The organism is Streptomyces sp. NPDC092370 (assembly GCF_044755265.1).
Lineage (GTDB): Bacteria > Actinomycetota > Actinomycetes > Streptomycetales > Streptomycetaceae > Streptomyces.
This window is the reverse complement of the sequence record NZ_JBIVQO010000003.1, coordinates 380,423-396,610: the sequence shown is the minus strand read 5'-3', so window position 1 is coordinate 396,610 and position 16,188 is coordinate 380,423. Positions and strand designations below refer to the sequence as shown.

Below are 16,188 nucleotides of genomic sequence, written 5' to 3'. Positions count from 1 at the left end.
GGAATCTGTGGCTCCGGTTCATAGACGCTCATATGAGCGTATTGCGACGGTACGGGAGCAACCATTGAGGCATATCGCACGTCCGGGCGAGCCTGACAAGCGGAGTTTGCGGCACGAGATCCTCGCGGTGAGAAGCAGGTTGACGGCGGATGACCTGCGGGAAACGTCGGCCGCGCTGGCCGGGCGGGCGCTGGAGCTGCCCGAGTTGGCGCGGGCCCGGGCGGTGGCGGCGTACGTCTCGGTGGGGAGTGAACCCGGAACGCTCGCGCTCCTGGACGCGCTGCGCGCCCGGGGCGTGCGCGTGCTGCTGCCGGCCCTGCTGCCCGACAACGACCTCGACTGGGGCGAGTACGAGGGAGAGGGCTCGCTCGCGCGTGTCCGGCACGGTGGCCGGATGGCGCTGTTCGAGCCCACGGGCGAGCGCCTCGGGCCGGACGCCGTGACCAGCGTCGACGCCGTGCTGCTGCCGGGGCTCGCGGTCGACGCGCGCGGGATGCGGCTCGGGCGGGGCGGCGGCTCGTACGACCGGGTCCTGGCACGGCTGGAGCGGGCGGATGCCCACCCCGCCCGGGTGGTGCTGCTGTACGACTCCGAGGTCGTCGAGCACGTCCCAAAGGAGCCGCACGACCGGCCGGTGCACGCGGTGGTGACACCGTCGGGGGTGCGGCGGTTCCGGCCGGAGTCCTGACGCGAAAGGGCCCTCCACGCGTTGCGTGGAGGGCCCTTCGGCCAGCCGGTGTCAGCGGCTCACGGTTTGAGCACCAGCTTGTCGGCCGTGCTCTTCTCGACCGCCTGGTCCGAGAAGGACCAGGGCAGCAGTTCACCGTCGGCCCACTTGTCGGTCTGGTCGACGTAGTGGGCGCTGTAGGCGTGCCCGGAGGCGCCGGTGAGGTTGATCCAGCGGGACTTGTCGAGGTCGCCGAGGTTCACCACCATCCGCATGGACGGCACCCACACCACCCCGTAGCCGCCGGCCGCGTTCCAGCCGGTCGCATTGACCGTGGCCTCGCCGCCGCCGAGCTCCCAGGGGCCGCGGTTGAGGGCGTACCGGATGAATTCGGGGCCCGCGGTGCCGAGGGTCTGGTTCTTCAGGAACAGACGGTGCAGCCTGCCCCAGCTCCAGGAGTCGATGTCCTTGCCGAGCTTGGCGGTCAGCTCCCAGCGGGCGTCGATCATGGCCCGCTTGAACAGGTCGTCACGGTTGTCGGCGCCGGGGCGGCTCTTGCTCACCTCGGGCGTCTTCCACCAGTCGCTGTCCGGCTGGTTCATGAGCCCCCGGACCACCTCGAACCAGCGGTCGCCGCCGTCCGGCTGCGCCTTGTCCGGGTCGCGCTGGCCGCACTCGCGGACCTTCTCGGCCTCGTCGGCGGGGCCGGTGGTGTTGACCGGCTCGACCCACAGGCACTGACCCCTGGGACGCAGCTCCTTGGGCAGCTTGTTGCCGAAGGAGAGCTTGAGGATGTTGCGCCAGACGGCATTGAAGTAGGCCGCTGCCGCCGAGTCGGCGTCCTGGGTGTAGTCCCAGCCCTCAAGGAGCTTCTGCGCCTCGCGGACGTCCTTGTTCTCGGGGTCGATCTTCAGCAGCGTGGGCACCAGCAGCCGGGCGATCTCGCTGCTGTTGTCCAGCTGCATCTGGCGCATGTCGTCCGTGGAGATCTTGCCGCCGTCCTTGATCTTCGACTGGATCAGGTCGGTGATCCGCTGGCTGCGCGCGCCGTAGCCCCAGTCCGTGGTGAGCGTGTACGGGTACGTGTCCGGGTCGATCACGGCCTGGTTGGCGGTGACGATGTAGCCGCGCTCCGGGTCGTACTCGTAGGGCAGCTGGTCCTGCTCGAGGTACCCGGTCCAGCGGTACTCCGGGTCCCATCCGGGCGCCGGGATGGAGCCGTTGTCGCTCTTCGCGCGCGTGGGGATCTTTCCCGGCAGCGTGTAGCCGATGTGGTTCTCGGTGTCCGCGTAGATCAGGTTCTGCGAGGGCACCTCGAACAGTGCGGCGGCCTTTCGGAAGTCGGTCCAGTTCTTCGCCTTGTCCATGGCGAAGACCGCGTCCATCGTGGTGCCCGGCTGCAGGGCGGTCCAGCGCAGCGCGACGCCGTAGCCGTCGCCCCTGTCGGGTGCGGCGGTGTCGACGGTGGCCTTCTTGCCGACCTTCACGAGCTCCTCGTTGCGGTCGGACAGCAGGGGCCCGTTGTTGGTCTCACGGACGACGATCTTCTTCGGCTCGCCGCCGGCGACCTTGATGGTCTCCTCGCGGGTCTCGAAGGGCTTGACCTTGCCGTCGTAGAGGTAGCCGTTGCCGGTGATCTTCTCCAGGTAGAGGTCCGTGACGTCGACGCCGGAGTTGGTCATGCCCCAGGCGATGTCCTGGTTGTGACCGATTATCACGCCCGGCATGCCGGCGAAGGTGTAGCCGCTGACGTCGTACTGGCAGGTACTGGAGACGCTGCGGCAGTGCAGGCCCATCTGGTACCAGACCGACGGCAGGGACGGCGACAGGTGCGGGTCGTTGGCCAGCAGCGGCTTGCCGGTGATGGTGTACTTCCCGCCCACGACCCAGGAGTTGGAGCCGATGCCGTCGCCGTTCACGCCGACGGCCGGCGGGAGGTCGTCCAGGACCCGGGTCAGGCCGCCGAGCTGGCTGTCCAGGCCCGCGGTGCCCGAAGCGCCGGAGGCGGTGCCGCTCGTGCCGGCCGTACCGGACGTGCCCGAGGCGGTGCCCGGCGCGCCGGAGCCGCCGGACACCGTGCCCGCGGTCCCGGACGCCGTGCCCGCGGTCCCGCTCGTACCGGACGTGCCGCCCTGTTCGAACGCCTGGGTCAGCTCGTTGTACTGGCCCTCCTGGACGATGGCCTTGTTCCGGCTGTACGGGTACCGCGGGTACAGGTCGGCGATCTGCTTCGGGCCGAGGCGGCTGGTCAGCAGGGCCCGGTCGATCTCGTCCTGCATGTTGCCGCGCAGGTCCCAGGCCATCGCCTTCAGCCAGGAGATCGAGTCGACCGGGGTCCACCGCTGCGGCTTGTAGTCGTTGGTGAAGCCCAGTGCCGCGTACTCCAGGGAGATGTCCTCGCCGTCCTTGCCCTGAAGGTAGGAGTTGACTCCCTCGGCGTACGCCTGGAGGTACTTCTTCGTGGCGGCCGACAGCTTGGTGTCGTACTCCCGCTGGGCGACCCGGTCCCAGCCGAGGGTGCGCAGGAACTCGTCGTTGTCGACCTGGCTCTTGCCGAACATCTCCGAGAGCCGTCCCGAGGCCATGTGGCGGCGGACGTCCATCTCGTAGAACCGGTCCTGTGCCTGGACGTAGCCCTGCGCCATGAACAGGTCGGCGTCCGAGGAGGCGTAGATCTGCGGGATGCCGTGATTGTCGCGTCTGACCTCGACGGGACCCGAGAGGCCCTTCAGCGTGAGGGTGCCCTTGGTCTGCGGGAAGGAGGCCCGGACGGTACTGATGGACCAGTACGACCCGTAGGCCACGCCCCCGATGAGGGCCAGCACCAGGACGAGCACGAAAAGTCGGGCTTTGCGCCCTTTTCTCCTGCCGGACTTGCCGGGCTGCTGACCCGTGGAGGCGGTGGTGTTGGGGGGCATCGCTGTCCTTGCTGTCCTAACGCGAGCGGCAGGTTCGGCTGTGCTTTTAACTGAGCGCTGGAGCAACGATAGGCGCAGGGCCTTGCGCCCCTTGACGCGGAGTCGGGAACCAGCCCGGACGAACGTTCGATCTCGCCCTCGGAAGCGTCAAGAAATCGTCAAGAGTTAGGTAAGGTAACGAAGTAGTTGGCGCGGTGCGCCACGGCGTCATGTGCGATGTACGTGAGCCCACGCGCGGGTGCGTGCGGGCCAGGGAAGGATTCGGCCGCTGACTGTTCACCACCTCAACCAGCTCCTGCTCGTCTGCTCGCTCGTCCTGCTCGTCGCCGTCGCAGCGGTACGGATCTCCTCGCGCAGCGGGCTCCCCAGCCTGCTCGTGTACCTGGGGATCGGCGTCGCCATGGGCCAGGACGGTGTGGGCGACATCCACTTCGACAACGCCGAACTGACCCAGGTCATCGGATACGCGGCCCTGGTCGTGATCCTGGCGGAGGGCGGTCTGGGCACGAAGTGGAAGGAGATCAAACCGGCCCTGCCGGCCGCCACGGCACTGGCGCTGGCCGGCGTCGCGGTGAGTGTCGGGGTCACGGCGTCGGCCGCGCACTATCTGATCGGGCTGGAGTGGCGGCAGGCGCTGATCATCGGGGCGATCGTCTCCTCGACCGACGCGGCGGCGGTGTTCTCCGTGCTGCGCAAGATCCCGCTGCCCGCGCGCGTGACGGGCATGCTGGAGGCGGAGTCCGGCTTCAACGACGCCCCGGTGGTCATCCTCGTGGTGTCCCTGTCCACGGCGGGCCCGGTCGAGCACTGGTACGTGCTGCTGGGCGTGATCCTGCTGGAGCTGGCCATCGGCGCGGCCATCGGTCTCGCGGTGGGCTGGCTGGGGTCCTGGGGCCTGCGGCACGTGGCGCTGCCCGCCTCCGGCCTCTATCCGATCGCCGTCATGGCCATCGCCGTCGTGGCGTACGCGGCGGGCGCGCTGGCCCACGGCAGCGGCTTCCTCGCGGTGTACCTCGCCGCGATGACGATGGGCAACGCGCGGCTGCCGCACTGGCCGGCGACGCGCGGGTTCGCCGACGGCCTCGGCTGGATGGCCCAGATCGGCATGTTCGTCCTGCTCGGCCTGCTGGTCACGCCGCACGAGCTGGGCGACGACATCGTGCCCGCCCTGGTCATCGGACTGGTGCTGACCATGGTGGCCCGGCCGCTGAGCGTGATCGTGTGCCTGTCGCCGTTCCGGGTGCCGTGGCAGGAGCAGACCCTGATGTCCTGGGCGGGGCTGCGCGGCGCCGTGCCCATCATCCTGGCGACGATCCCCATGGTGGAGGGCGTCGAGGCGAGCCGCCGGATCTTCAACATCGTCTTCATCCTGGTCGTCGTGTACACCCTGGTCCAAGGTCCGACGCTGCCCTGGCTGGGCCGCAAGCTGCGCCTCGGGGACGACTCGGAGGCCGCCGACCTCGGCATCGAGTCGGCGCCGCTGGAGCGGCTGCGCGGGCATCTGCTGTCCGTGGCGATCCCCGGCGGATCGAAGATGCACGGCGTGGAGGTGGCCGAACTGCGGCTGCCGCACGGCGCCGCCGTGACGCTCATCGTGCGCGGGGGCGAATCCTTCGTCCCGCTGCCGACGACGATATTGCAGCGGGAGGACGAGCTCCTCGTCATCGCCACGGACCCCGTCCGGGACGCGACCGAGAAACGGCTGCGGGCCGTGGGGCGCGGCGGCAAGCTGGCCGGCTGGCTGGGGACGGACGGGGCGAGCCGGTGAGCATTTCGCACCGTTTGCGATGTGCGGGGTGAGCGAGCCCATGGTGCTCACTTTCACAGGAACGCAACCCCTTGATCCCTGTACGATGAAGGCGTTACCCAGATCGAACCAACTCTGCCTGACGCAGAGCTGGCGCGACCGTATGGCGGTCGGGACACCCCTCCTCACCGGGCCCCGGCATCTACCGCAGTTCCGCGCAAGAGGACAGCTCTCGGCGCCGCCCGCATGGGGGCCGCGCTACCAGGCGGCAGAAAGGCACGGGCCGTGGTGTCCACGGTCACCTCGAAGGCGTCGGAGAACCCGCCGGCTTCCGCCCGCCCGGGATACGGCCGGCTGCTGCGCACCCGCGGCGCCTGGACGTTCCTGCTCCCCGGTTTCGCGGCACGCCAGCCGTTCGCGATGCTGACCATCTCCATCGTGCTGCTGGTGCAGCACACCACCGGCTCGTACGGAGCGGCGGGCGCCGCCGCCGCCGTCACCGGTGTCTCCATGGCCCTGTTCGCGCCCTACAGCGGCCGCCTCGCCGACCGCTACGGGCAGCGGATCGTGCTGATCCCCGGAGTGCTGCTGCACGCGCTGTCCGGACTGACGCTCACCGCGCTCGCGCTGCTGGACGCGCCCCTGTGGGCGGTGTTCGTGGCGGCCGTGCCGACCGGCGCGTCGGTGCCGCAGGTGGGCCCGATGGTGCGCGCCCGCTGGGGCGTGAAGCTCAAGGACTCGCCGCTGATGACCACCGCGGCGGCCTTCGAGTCCGTCACCGACGAACTGACCTTCGTGGTCGGACCGCTGCTGGCCACCGCCCTGTGCACGGCCGTCGACCCGGCCGCCGGACTCGTCACGGAGGCCTCGCTGACCCTGCTCGGCGGCCTGCTGTTCGCCGCGCAGAAGAGCACCCAGCCCTCGGTCGCCCCGAGCGGGCACGCGCGCGTGGAACACGTTTCGGCACTGCGCGTCCCCGGCGTGCGCGTGCTGATCGTGACCTTCCTGGGCATCGGCACCGTCTTCGGCGGCATGCAGGTGTCGCTGGCCGCGTTCACCGAGTCGATCGGCGAACCGGGTCTGAACGGCGTCCTCTACGGCGTCTTCGCCGCGGGCAACATGCTCTCCGGCGTGGTCTGCGGCGCGATCGCCTGGAAGGCTGCCCCGCAGCGCCGCCTGGTCGTCGGCTACACGGCGCTCGCCCTCACCGCCTCGGGCCTGTGGGCCGCCCACTCGGTGCCGGTCCTCGCCGGCCTCGGCCTGCTGGTCGGCATGTGCATCGCGCCCGCCCTGATCACCGGCTACACCCTGGTCGAGAGCCTGGTCCCGGCCGGTGCCCGCACCGAGGCCTTCACCTGGCTGACCGGAGCGGTCGCGCTCGGCCAGGCCGCCGCCGTCACCGCCGCCGGTCAGCTGGAGGACCGATTCTGGTCGGGCGCCGGTTTCCTGGTGCCCATGGGCGGCACGGTGCTGGCCCTGGTGACCCTTCTGGCCCTGCGTTCCCGGCTCGCGGCGCGGGGCAACGGCCGGACGGTCGCACGTGGCGTGGGTCACCGCGTGCCGGTGGCAGTGGACTGAGCGGCCGGAATACGTCACTATGGATCGTCGTTAGCACTCATCGAGTGAGAGTGCCAGGAGGAAGACAGTGCCCACCTATCAGTACCAGTGCACCGAGTGCGGCGAAGGCCTCGAGGCGGTGCAGAAGTTCACCGACGACGCCCTCACCGAGTGCCCCCAGTGCAAGGGCCGCCTGAAGAAGGTGTTCTCGGCGGTCGGCATTGTCTTCAAGGGTTCCGGCTTCTACCGGAACGACAGCCGCGGCTCCTCGTCGAGCAGCTCCCCGGCGGCGAAGTCGTCGAGCACCGGATCTTCCGGTTCGTCGTCCTCGGACTCCGGCTCGTCGAGCTCCGGTTCGAGCACGTCGTCGAGCACCGGCAGCTCCTCCAGCAGCAGCAGCACCACCGCCGCGTAAGGCCTGATTCCTACGGGACCCTGTCGCCCTCGGGGCGACGGGGTCCTCGGTGTTCCGCGTGCGGTTAGGGTGCGGGCATGGCGAACAAGGCGAACGTGACGGACAGGGGTGGCGCCGGGATCGGCGTCATCGGCGGCTCGGGGTTCTACTCCTTCCTCGACGACGTGACCGAGATCCAGGTCGACACCCCGTACGGGCCGCCGAGCGACTCCCTGTTCCTCGGTGAGGTCGCCGGCCGGCGGGTCGCCTTCCTGCCGCGGCACGGACGCGGCCACCACCTGCCGCCGCACCGGATCAACTACCGGGCCAACCTGTGGGCGCTGCGCTCGGTCGGCGTGCGCCAGGTCCTCGCCCCCTGCGCCGTGGGCGGCCTGCGCCCCGACTACGGGCCGGGCACGCTGCTGGTGCCGGACCAGCTGGTCGACCGCACCAAGTCCCGCGCGGGCACCTATTTCGACGGCCTGCCGCTGCCCGACGGCTCGGTGCCGAACGTGGTGCACGTGTCGCTGGCCGACCCCTACTGCCCCGCCGGGCGGGCCGTCGCGCTGAAGGCGGCGCGCGGCCGGGACTGGGAGCCGGTGGACGGCGGCACGCTGGTCGTCGTCGAGGGGCCGCGCTTCTCCACCCGTGCCGAATCGTTGTGGCACCAGGCGCAGGGCTGGTCGGTGGTGGGCATGACCGGCCACCCCGAGGCGGCGCTCGCCCGTGAGCTGGAGCTCTGCTACACGTCCCTGACCCTGGTCACCGACCTCGACGCCGGTGCGGAGACCGGGGAGGGCGTCTCGCACGACGAGGTGCTGCGGGTGTTCGCGGCGAACGTGGACCGGCTTCGGGGCGTGCTGTTCGACGCGGTGGCCGGGTTGCCCGGCGAGGGCGAGCGGGACTGCCTGTGTGTGAGTGCGCTCGGCGGCATGGATCCGGGATTCGCGCTGCCGTAGGGGTTCGCGTCACCGGAAGCACGTCGAAGCGGATGCCCGCGCCGGACCCGGAAGTCGCCCTTCGGGTGAGGGAGTTGTCCACAGGCCGGCGGTGGGTCCACAGGCCCGAGCGGGCGGCGGCGGGAGGCCCCATCGTGGGGAGCGCAAGCCGGTCCCTCGTCGCAGGTGGTGGTCTCCGTGTCCCTCGCTCGATCCTCGGTCGTCCCTCCGTCTCCCTCCTGGTCCGTCACCCCGTGCCCGCCCGGCGCCGAGGTGCCCGCGACCCGTGAGGTGCCGCGGTTCGATCCGGTCCGGGTTCGCGGCGGCCACCGGCCGGGCCGGCTCGTACGGCACCGGCGGCGGGCCGTGGCCGCCGGACTCGCCGTCACCGCGACGGCGCTCGTGGCGGCGGGCCCGCGCGATGCCGACGGGGCCCGTGGCCATCCCCCGGCGCGTCCTCCCGCGCACGCCTCGGCGTCCGGGGAGCGGCCCGCGCACCCGGGCGGTGCCGCGGCGCCGGTGACGGCCCCGATCCGGATCTCCGACGGGGCCACCGTGCGGCTGCTGCGGCCCGGCGACCGGGTCGACGTCATCGCCGCCGAGGAGACGGTTTCGGGCGGCGATGCCCGGGTGGTGGCGCGCGGAGCCAGGGTCACGAAGGTGCCGGAGCCGGAGGACGCGGGCGACAGCGGGGCGCTGGTCGTGCTGTCGGTCCCGCGGGCCACCGCGGCGAGGCTGGCCGGTGCGAGTGCCACGGCACGGTTGGCGGTGACGCTGTGGTGATCATGTGCACGATCTCGTCCCGGCCCTCGTTCGAGGGACCTGGTTACCCGGTTCGGCCCAACGGTGACGTAGGTTGCGGAGCGTTTTGTTCCACAAGCTGCTTGTGCGAGGAGAGGCCCCGAGGTGAGCGAGATGAAGGAGCCGAGCGTCTGGCAGGGCTTCAAAGCCTTCCTGATGCGCGGGAACGTCGTCGACCTGGCGGTGGCGGTGGTGATCGGTGCCGCCTTCACCAACATCGTCAACGCCCTGGTGAAGGGGATCATCAACCCGGTCGTCGGAGCGATCGGAACCAAGAACCTCGACCACTACAGCTCATGCCTGAGCTCGACCTGCGAGGGCGAGCAGGGCATCCAGATCCTGTGGGGGTCCGTGCTCGGCGCCGCCCTGAGCTTCGTGATCACCGCGGCGGTCGTCTACTTCCTGATGGTCCTGCCCATGTCGAAGTACCTGGCCCGCCAGGAGGCCCGCCGGAAGGCGAAGGAGGGCGCGCAGGAGGTCCTCGAGGTGACCGAGCTGGAGGTGCTGAAGGAGATCCGGGACGCCCTGGTCGCCCAGCGCGGCTCGGGGCACGACCAGCGGTAGCGGCGGCTCAGAGGTGGTGGGGCGGCTTCTCGTCGAGGAAGCGCTTGAGGTCCGCCGCACTGCCGCCGGAGTCGGTGCGCTCGCCCCAGCCCCGGTCGGTGTCGTCGGAGGACTGCTGGTCGAGGGGGTCGTCGAAGACCAGCGCGGGCTTCGGCTCGCGCGGCTCGGGGCCGGGGACGGTACTCATGCACCCAGGGTACGGTCGCGGAGAAAATCCCCGCGCCTTCCGCTGTGCCGGGACGCATGACCGCCGGACCCGCTCCCCCGCCCGTCCCCTCCGGCGCGCCCGGCGAGAGGGGAGCGCTGCGCCGGCTCCGGGCCCGCGGGGGCATCACTCAGAGCTGGTGCTGCCGACGACGGCGCTGCTGGTGATCTGCCGCACGTTCCTGGGCCAATGGGCGGTGTTCGCGGCGGGCGTGGTCTGTGCGCTGCCGGTGGCCGGAGGGACCCTGGCCACCCGCCCGGCCGTCCGGGACAGCGGGCCGGCGACGCGGACCGGATGAGGGCACCCGCGACCCCGTCCCCGCGGACGTCAGCGGGCTGACGCGGCACCGGCCGGTTCGCTGCGCCCGCCGGGGCAGGCGGCTGGACGACACTGTGGCATGACAGTTGACGCACTGACGGATGTCGCCGGCCTGCGGGTGGGGCACGCGACACGCACCGGCGACGGTTGGCTCACCGGCACCACGGTCGTGCTCGCCCCGGAGGGCGGGGCCGTGGCCGCCGTGGACGTGCGGGGCGGCGGGCCCGGCACCAAGGAGACGGACGCGCTGGATCCGCGCAACGTGGTGCGGAAGGTGGAGGCGGTCGTGCTGACCGGCGGCAGCGCGTACGGCCTCGACGCCGCCTCGGGGGTGATGGCCTGGCTGGAGGAACGGGGGCGCGGGATTCGTGTCGGGGCCGACCCGGCGCATGTCGTGCCGGTGGTGCCCGCCGCCTGCGTCTTCGACCTGGGGCGGGGCGGTGACTTCCGGGCCCGGCCGGACGCGGCGACCGGCCGGGCCGCGGTCGAGGCGGCCGCGGCCGGCGAGCTCGGCGCACCCGTGGCGCAAGGGTGCGTGGGCGCGGGCACGGGAGCGGTGACCGGGGTGGTGAAGGGCGGCATCGGCAGCGCGAGCACGGTGCTCGGCTCGGGGATCACGGTGGCCGCGCTGGTGGTGGCCAACGCGGCGGGGTCGACGGTGGATCCGGAAACGGGGGTGCTGTACGGGGAGTTGTTCCAGGGGCGGGTGGAGTATCCGGATGCGGAGGTCCACGCGGCCGCGCGACGGCGTCTCGCCGAGACGGCCGCGAGGAGCACGCCGCCCCCGCTCAACACCACGCTGGCGGTGGTGGCCACGGACGCCGATCTGACGAAGGCTCAGGCGCAGAAACTGGCGGGTACGGCGCACGACGGCATCGCCCGGGCGGTGCGTCCGGTGCACCTGCTCAACGACGGCGACACGGTGTTCGCGCTGGCGACAGGGGAGCACGCGCTGGACGCCGCGAACCCGCTCGCCCTGAACGAGATCCTCGCCGTGGGCGCGGACATGGTGACGCGCGCGATCGTGCGGGCCGTACGGGCCGCGGAGCCGGTCGACGGTCCCGGCGGGGCGTGGCCGTCGTACGGGGAGTTGTACGCGGGCCGCTGAACGGGCCTGTGGCGCACAGCGGATCCCCAGCCGCACCGGAATGTGTCGCGGTTCTGTCACGTGACGGCCTTGATGGGGAACGGACGGAACCCGACCGGTTCCCCGGCCCTTCTTCCCTCACGTACTGGAGCGGATCGCGCACCATCACACCAACCGGGAGCAGCCTGTGACAACGCCGAACATTTCAGCGCGGCGCACTCTGGGGGCCTGTGCCGCCCTGATGGTCGGCGCCCTGACGCTCACCGCCTGCGGTGGCAGCGCCAACGCCAAGGACGACGAGAAGAGCGGCAAGGGCGACACCAAGACGTCCGTCGCGAAGATCGTCATCTCGGCGGAGGACGGTTCGACCGGAGCGTCCATCAATTCCACCGGCGTGAAGGTCAGTGACGGGAAGCTGACCGACGTGAGGATGACGGTCGCGGGCAGCGATCGGGCGGTCGTGGGCTCCGTCTCCGCCGACGGCAAGGCCTGGAAACCGAAGGAACAGCTGGAGCGCGGGACGAAGTACCAGATATCCGCGACCGCCGAGGACGCGGACGGCAGGACCGCCGCGGCCAACTCGATCTTCACGACGGTGACGACGTCGAACAGCTTCATCGGGACGTACACGCCGGACAACGGCACGACGGTCGGTGTGGGCATGCCGGTGTCGTTCACCTTCGACAAGGCCATCACCGAACGCAAGGACGTGCAGTCGCACATCACGGTGACCTCCAGCAGCGGGCAGAAGGTCGTCGGGCACTGGTTCAACGGGCAGCGGCTGGACTTCCGGCCGCAGGAGTACTGGAAGGCCGGCTCCAAGGTCACGATGAAGATCGACCTGGACGGCGTCGAGGGCGCGAACGGCGTCTACGGTGTGCAGAAGAAGACGGTCACCTTCACGGTGGGCCGTTCGCAGGTCTCCACGGTCGACGTCAACACCCAGACCATGACGGTCGTCCGGGACGGCAAGACCATCAAGACGGTCCCGATCTCGGCGGGCAGTCCGGAGCACACCACGTACAACGGGCAGATGGTGATCTCCGAGAAGTTCGTCCAGACCCGGATGAACAGCCGGACGGTGGGGCTGGGTGGCGAGTACGACATCCCGGACGTGCCGCACGCGATGCGCCTGACGACGTCCGGCACGTTCATCCACGGCAACTACTGGTACCAGAAGGGCAACCCGCCCTTCGGCCGTCAGGGCACCAGCCACGGCTGTGTCGGTCTCGCCGACGTCCGGGGCGCGGGGGGCAGCACGCCCGCCAAGTGGTTCTACGACAACTCCCTGATCGGTGACGTGGTCGTCGTGAAGAACTCCCCCGACAAGACGGTGACGCCGGACAACGGGCTCAACGGCTGGAACATGGCGTGGAGCCAGTGGGTGGCGGGCAACGCATCCTGACTGCCCGTAAGACCATCTGAAAGATCACTCCATCTGGGGTTTTTGACGACCCGACCGGGCCGCGCGGGAACTTTTCGCGCGGCCCGCGCGTTTTCCCGGACGTACGTTTTCTCGGTTCCCGGACATGATGTCCGACCGAAGGGCTACGGTATGCACCCACAAGGTGACATGCAGCAACGCCGGGAGAAACCTTGAGCGTTCCGTACGAGACGGCAGCGTACGAACCCCACGACTCGCCCGAGTCTCCGGAGGAGCACCTCGCGCGACTCCTCGGCCGCGCCCTGAACTCCTTCGAGCTACCGGACGAGACGATAAGGCGCCTGGACAGCGCGCTGGCGCACGACGGTTCGCTGCACTCCGCGCACCACAGCGCGGGCCTGCACCGGGAGACCTACCGGCACACGTGGCTGCTGGCCGACGGTTCGGCGCTCACCCTCTGGGAGCTCGTCCACAACACCGCGCCGAGCAGCGAACCGCAGCACGAGGTGTACGTGGACGAGGAGGAGCTGCGCGCCGCCACCACGCGGCTGCCGCTGCCGCCGGACACCCTGGACTTCGAACTGCCGGTGACGGTGCAGCTGTCCCCGCTCCCCTCGCCCCGGCATGCGTACGCCGCCGAGGACTCGGCGGACCACGCGCGCAGGTTACTTCGCCGGGCGGAGAACGCGGACCGGCCGGGCGCGGACACGGCGGCCCTGCTGGCCACGGCGTCGGGGCACCAGATCACCCAGGCGTTCGGCCGGCCGTGCCGCGCGGGCCGGGCAGGGCTGGGCTTCTCGCTCTACGAGCACGCGTTCCTGCTGCGCGACGGCGAGGAGGTCTCCCTCTGGGAGGTCGAGCACACGGCGACGCCGGACGGGCGGCACATGTGCGAGGTGTACACCAGCGAGGACGCGGCACGTGAGGCGATGGAGCGGAGAGCGGCGCAGCTGTCCTGAACCAGGGCCGCGGCAGGCGACGTTCGCCCGTTGAGGAGCGGCGTCCGGTGCGTGCTCTGGGGGTGCCCCCTGCTCGAAGAGCTCGGGGGAATGCCGGCCGGAACTCCTCGTACGGGACGTACTTGGGCTTTCGGCCGGTGCGGCGAGCGGGAGTGCCCCCTGCTCGCAGAGCTTGGGGGAGCGTGCCGGACGTCGCGACGGGGCGAACGTTGCCTGCCGCGACTAGAGCCTGTCGCCGAGTCGGCGTACCAGCTCGGCGAATGCGGCTCTCTCCTGCGTGGTCAGTTCCACGGACTCCGACCGGGAGCCCGTCTGCCGCTGCTGCGGGAGGGCGGGGAGCGGGTGACCTTCGGGCCACCGGAAGACGTGCTCGGGCATGCGCCCCAGTAGACACCACGGCCCGGGACTTCGGTCCCGGACCGTGATTTTCGTGATCTATCTCGCAGGTACCATGAACGGTTCACACACCCCGAAAGGGGCGAACCTCCACCGCGTCAGCGCTTCACGCCGCGACGGGCTGCTTCGTCTCCGCCGTGCGGACCGCGCCGTCCTCACCGGAGGCCGGTGCGGCGCCCGGGGCCGGCTTGCGCATGCCCTTCAGGACCACGACGAGGGCCGTCGTGACGCAGACGCCCGCGGCGATGGCGGCCAGGTAGAGGAACGCGTTGCCGATCAGCGGGACCACGAAGATGCCGCCGTGCGGGGCGCGCAGCGTGGCGCCGAAGGCCATCGACAGGGCGCCGGTGACCGCGCCGCCCGCCATGGAGGCCGGGATGACGCGCAGCGGGTCGGCCGCGGCGAAGGGGATCGCGCCTTCGGAGATGAAGGAGGCGCCGAGCACCCAGGCGGCCTTGCCGTTCTCGCGCTCGGTCTCGGTGAAGAGCTTGCCGCGCACGGTCGTCGCGAGCGCCATGGCCAGCGGCGGGACCATGCCGGCCGCCATCACCGCGGCCATGATCTTCATCGCCGAGTCGCTCGGGGTGGCCACCGCGATGCCGGCCGTGGCGAAGGTGTAGGCGACCTTGTTGACGGGGCCACCGAGGTCGAAGCACATCATCAGGCCGAGGAGGGTGCCGAGGAGGATCGCGTTGCTGCCGGACAGGCCGTTCAGCCAGTCGGTCATGCCCTTCTGCGCCTCGGCGATGGGCTTGCCGATGACGACGAACATCAGGAATCCGACGATCGCCGCGGAGATCAGCGGGATCACCACCACCGGCATGATGCCGCGCAGCGCCGCCGGGACGTTCACCTTCTGGATCGCCATGACCACGCCGCCGGCGATCAGACCGGCCGCCAGGCCGCCGAGGAAGCCGGCGTTGATGTTGAACGCGATCATGCCGCCGACGAACCCGGGGACGATGCCGGGCCGGTCGGCCATGCCGTAGGCGATGTAGCCGGCCAGGACCGGGACGAGGAAGCCGAAGGCGACGCCGCCGATCTGGAAGAGCAGCGCGGCCCAGCTGTCGGCCTGGGTCCACAGGAAGTGGTCCATCACCGACGGTGCCTTGTTGATCTTGTAGCCGCCGATCGCGAAGCCGAGGGCGATCAGCAGACCGCCCGCCGCGACGAAAGGCACCATGTAACTGACGCCGGACATCAGCCACTTGCGCAGCTTGGTGCCGTAGCCCTCGCCGGAGTCGCCGTGGCGCTCCACCGGAGTGGCCGGGGCGGATCCGGAGGTGACCTCACCACGGGCGGCCTTCTCACGGACCTCGGCGATGAGTTCGGCGGCTCGGTTGATGCCCGCCTTCACACCGACGTCGACGGTGGGCTTGCCGGCGAACCGATCCTTCTCCCGTACGGGCACGTCATGGGCGAAGATCACGGCGTCCGCCGCCGCGATGACCTGCGGGTCGAGCCGGGTGAAACCGGCCGAGCCCTGTGGCTCGACGGTGAGTTCGACGCCTGCCTGCCGGCCGGCGTTCTCCAGCGACTCGGCCGCCATGTAGGTGTGGGCGATGCCGGTGGGGCAGGAAGTGACGGCGACGATACGGAACGGGCGCTCGGCGGACGGTTCTTCAGTGGTGGTGTCGTCGGGGGCCGTGGCGGCGGCGGGAGAGGCCGCTCCCGCCGACGCCACGGTGTCTTCGGAACCCGCCGGGGCGGGTGCGTCCGGCTCGTCGCCGCGGATCAGGGCCGCTGCGGCCGGCGCGTCGCTCACCGCGCGCAGGGCGTCGGTGAACTCACTGTTCATCAACTGCCGGGCCAGCGACGACAGGATCGTCAGATGGGCGTCGTCGGCGCCGGCCGGCGCGGCGATCAGGAAGATCAGGTCGGCGGGGCCGTCCGGGGCGCCGAAGTCGATGCCCTCGGCGCTGCGTCCGAAGGCGAGCGTCGGTTCGGTGACGTGCGCGCTGCGGCAGTGCGGGATGCCGATGCCGCCGTCGAGGCCGGTCGGCATCTGGGCCTCGCGGGCGGCCACGTCGGCGAGGAAGCCGTCCAGGTCGGTCACCCGGCCCAGGGCCACCATGCGCTCGGCGAGGGCACGCGCCACCGCTTCCTTGGTGTCGGCGGAGAGGTCGAGGTCGACCAGGTCCGCCGTGATCATGTCGCTCATCGCGGGCTCCTTAGCACGCGTATCGCCCGGTGGGAGGGGTGGGCGGGGAGGGGGACGGGGGTGCGGTGGGGGGTGGCGGGGATGGAGGCGCG

The 16,188-nt window shown here is 70.9% G+C and carries 15 protein-coding genes; 11 read left to right on the top strand and 4 right to left on the bottom strand.

Going from position 1 to position 16,188, the window contains the following annotated elements; all coding sequences use genetic code 11:
* Positions 1-64 precede the first annotated feature (64 nt).
* Positions 65-688, top strand: coding sequence for a 5-formyltetrahydrofolate cyclo-ligase (locus ACIQHQ_RS13010; protein WP_402611992.1), 624 nt, complete (start codon positions 65-67; stop codon positions 686-688).
* A gap of 59 nt (positions 689-747) precedes the next feature.
* On the opposite strand, the gene ACIQHQ_RS13005 is transcribed toward ACIQHQ_RS13010, so the two are convergent.
* Positions 748-3,585 carry a penicillin acylase family protein gene (locus tag ACIQHQ_RS13005; protein WP_402611991.1) on the bottom strand — a complete coding sequence of 946 codons (2,838 nt, stop codon included), beginning with the start codon at positions 3,583-3,585 and terminating at the stop codon, positions 748-750.
* Between the two features lie 238 nt (positions 3,586-3,823).
* On the opposite strand from ACIQHQ_RS13005, the gene ACIQHQ_RS13000 reads away from it, so the two are divergent.
* The 6 genes from ACIQHQ_RS13000 to mscL all read left to right on the top strand — a co-directional run bounded on the left by ACIQHQ_RS13000 (position 3,824) and on the right by mscL (position 9,586).
* Entirely contained in the window at positions 3,824-5,353 is a 1,530-nt protein-coding gene (locus tag ACIQHQ_RS13000; RefSeq protein ID WP_402611990.1) for a potassium/proton antiporter, read from the top strand.
* Positions 5,354-5,617: 264 nt separating this feature from the next.
* Positions 5,618-6,910, top strand: a complete 1,293-nt coding sequence (locus tag ACIQHQ_RS12995) for an MFS transporter (protein WP_402611989.1) — start codon at positions 5,618-5,620, stop codon at positions 6,908-6,910.
* A gap of 67 nt (positions 6,911-6,977) precedes the next feature.
* Complete coding sequence (locus ACIQHQ_RS12990; protein WP_402611988.1) at positions 6,978-7,304, top strand: FmdB family zinc ribbon protein; 327 nt, start codon at positions 6,978-6,980, stop codon at positions 7,302-7,304.
* A gap of 77 nt (positions 7,305-7,381) precedes the next feature.
* Entirely contained in the window at positions 7,382-8,242 is an 861-nt protein-coding gene (locus tag ACIQHQ_RS12985) for an S-methyl-5'-thioadenosine phosphorylase (protein WP_402611987.1), read from the top strand.
* 252 nt (positions 8,243-8,494) lie between these two features.
* Positions 8,495-9,004: a hypothetical protein gene (locus ACIQHQ_RS12980; RefSeq protein WP_402612179.1), complete on the top strand. Its 510-nt coding sequence runs from the start codon at positions 8,495-8,497 to the stop codon at positions 9,002-9,004.
* A gap of 132 nt (positions 9,005-9,136) precedes the next feature.
* Positions 9,137-9,586 (top strand): large conductance mechanosensitive channel protein MscL, encoded by a 450-nt coding sequence (gene mscL / locus ACIQHQ_RS12975; RefSeq protein ID WP_402612178.1) that lies wholly within the window; start codon positions 9,137-9,139, stop codon positions 9,584-9,586.
* Between the two features lie 7 nt (positions 9,587-9,593).
* On the opposite strand, the gene ACIQHQ_RS12970 is transcribed toward mscL, so the two are convergent.
* Complete coding sequence (locus ACIQHQ_RS12970) at positions 9,594-9,773, bottom strand: hypothetical protein (protein ID WP_030845027.1); 180 nt, start codon at positions 9,771-9,773, stop codon at positions 9,594-9,596.
* A 157-nt stretch (positions 9,774-9,930) separates the two neighbouring features.
* Between ACIQHQ_RS12970 and ACIQHQ_RS12965 the strand changes: the two genes are divergently transcribed.
* The 4 genes from ACIQHQ_RS12965 to ACIQHQ_RS12950 all read left to right on the top strand — a co-directional run bounded on the left by ACIQHQ_RS12965 (position 9,931) and on the right by ACIQHQ_RS12950 (position 13,539).
* On the top strand, positions 9,931-10,089 hold the full coding sequence (locus ACIQHQ_RS12965; protein WP_402611986.1) for a hypothetical protein: 159 nt from the start codon (positions 9,931-9,933) through the stop codon (positions 10,087-10,089).
* Between the two features lie 99 nt (positions 10,090-10,188).
* On the top strand, positions 10,189-11,217 hold the full coding sequence (locus ACIQHQ_RS12960; RefSeq protein WP_402611985.1) for a P1 family peptidase: 1,029 nt from the start codon (positions 10,189-10,191) through the stop codon (positions 11,215-11,217).
* 166 nt (positions 11,218-11,383) lie between these two features.
* Positions 11,384-12,601, top strand: coding sequence for an Ig-like domain-containing protein (locus ACIQHQ_RS12955; RefSeq protein ID WP_402611984.1), 1,218 nt, complete (start codon positions 11,384-11,386; stop codon positions 12,599-12,601).
* 191 nt (positions 12,602-12,792) lie between these two features.
* Positions 12,793-13,539 (top strand): DUF6227 family protein, encoded by a 747-nt coding sequence (locus ACIQHQ_RS12950; protein ID WP_402611983.1) that lies wholly within the window; start codon positions 12,793-12,795, stop codon positions 13,537-13,539.
* 222 nt (positions 13,540-13,761) lie between these two features.
* Here ACIQHQ_RS12950 and ACIQHQ_RS12945 read toward each other — a convergent pair whose 3' ends face one another.
* Both ACIQHQ_RS12945 and ACIQHQ_RS12940 read right to left on the bottom strand, forming a co-directional pair.
* Entirely contained in the window at positions 13,762-13,917 is a 156-nt protein-coding gene (locus tag ACIQHQ_RS12945; RefSeq protein WP_402611982.1) for a hypothetical protein, read from the bottom strand.
* Positions 13,918-14,041: 124 nt separating this feature from the next.
* Positions 14,042-16,096 (bottom strand): fructose-specific PTS transporter subunit EIIC, encoded by a 2,055-nt coding sequence (locus tag ACIQHQ_RS12940; RefSeq protein WP_402611981.1) that lies wholly within the window; start codon positions 16,094-16,096, stop codon positions 14,042-14,044.
* Positions 16,097-16,188 lie beyond the last annotated feature (92 nt).

Excerpts from the sequence above, each read along its gene's own strand:
- ACIQHQ_RS12960 (WP_402611985.1), top strand. The coding sequence starts at position 10,189 with ATGACAGTTGACGCACTGACGGATGTCGCCGGCCTGCGGGTGGGGCAC.
- ACIQHQ_RS13005 (WP_402611991.1), bottom strand. The coding sequence starts at position 3,585 with ATGCCCCCCAACACCACCGCCTCCACGGGTCAGCAGCCCGGCAAGTCC.
- ACIQHQ_RS12940 (WP_402611981.1), bottom strand. The coding sequence starts at position 16,096 with ATGAGCGACATGATCACGGCGGACCTGGTCGACCTCGACCTCTCCGCC.
- ACIQHQ_RS12985 (WP_402611987.1), top strand. The coding sequence starts at position 7,382 with ATGGCGAACAAGGCGAACGTGACGGACAGGGGTGGCGCCGGGATCGGC.
- ACIQHQ_RS12945 (WP_402611982.1), bottom strand. The coding sequence starts at position 13,917 with ATGCCCGAGCACGTCTTCCGGTGGCCCGAAGGTCACCCGCTCCCCGCC.
- mscL (WP_402612178.1), top strand. The coding sequence starts at position 9,137 with ATGAAGGAGCCGAGCGTCTGGCAGGGCTTCAAAGCCTTCCTGATGCGC.
- ACIQHQ_RS12970 (WP_030845027.1), bottom strand. The coding sequence starts at position 9,773 with ATGAGTACCGTCCCCGGCCCCGAGCCGCGCGAGCCGAAGCCCGCGCTG.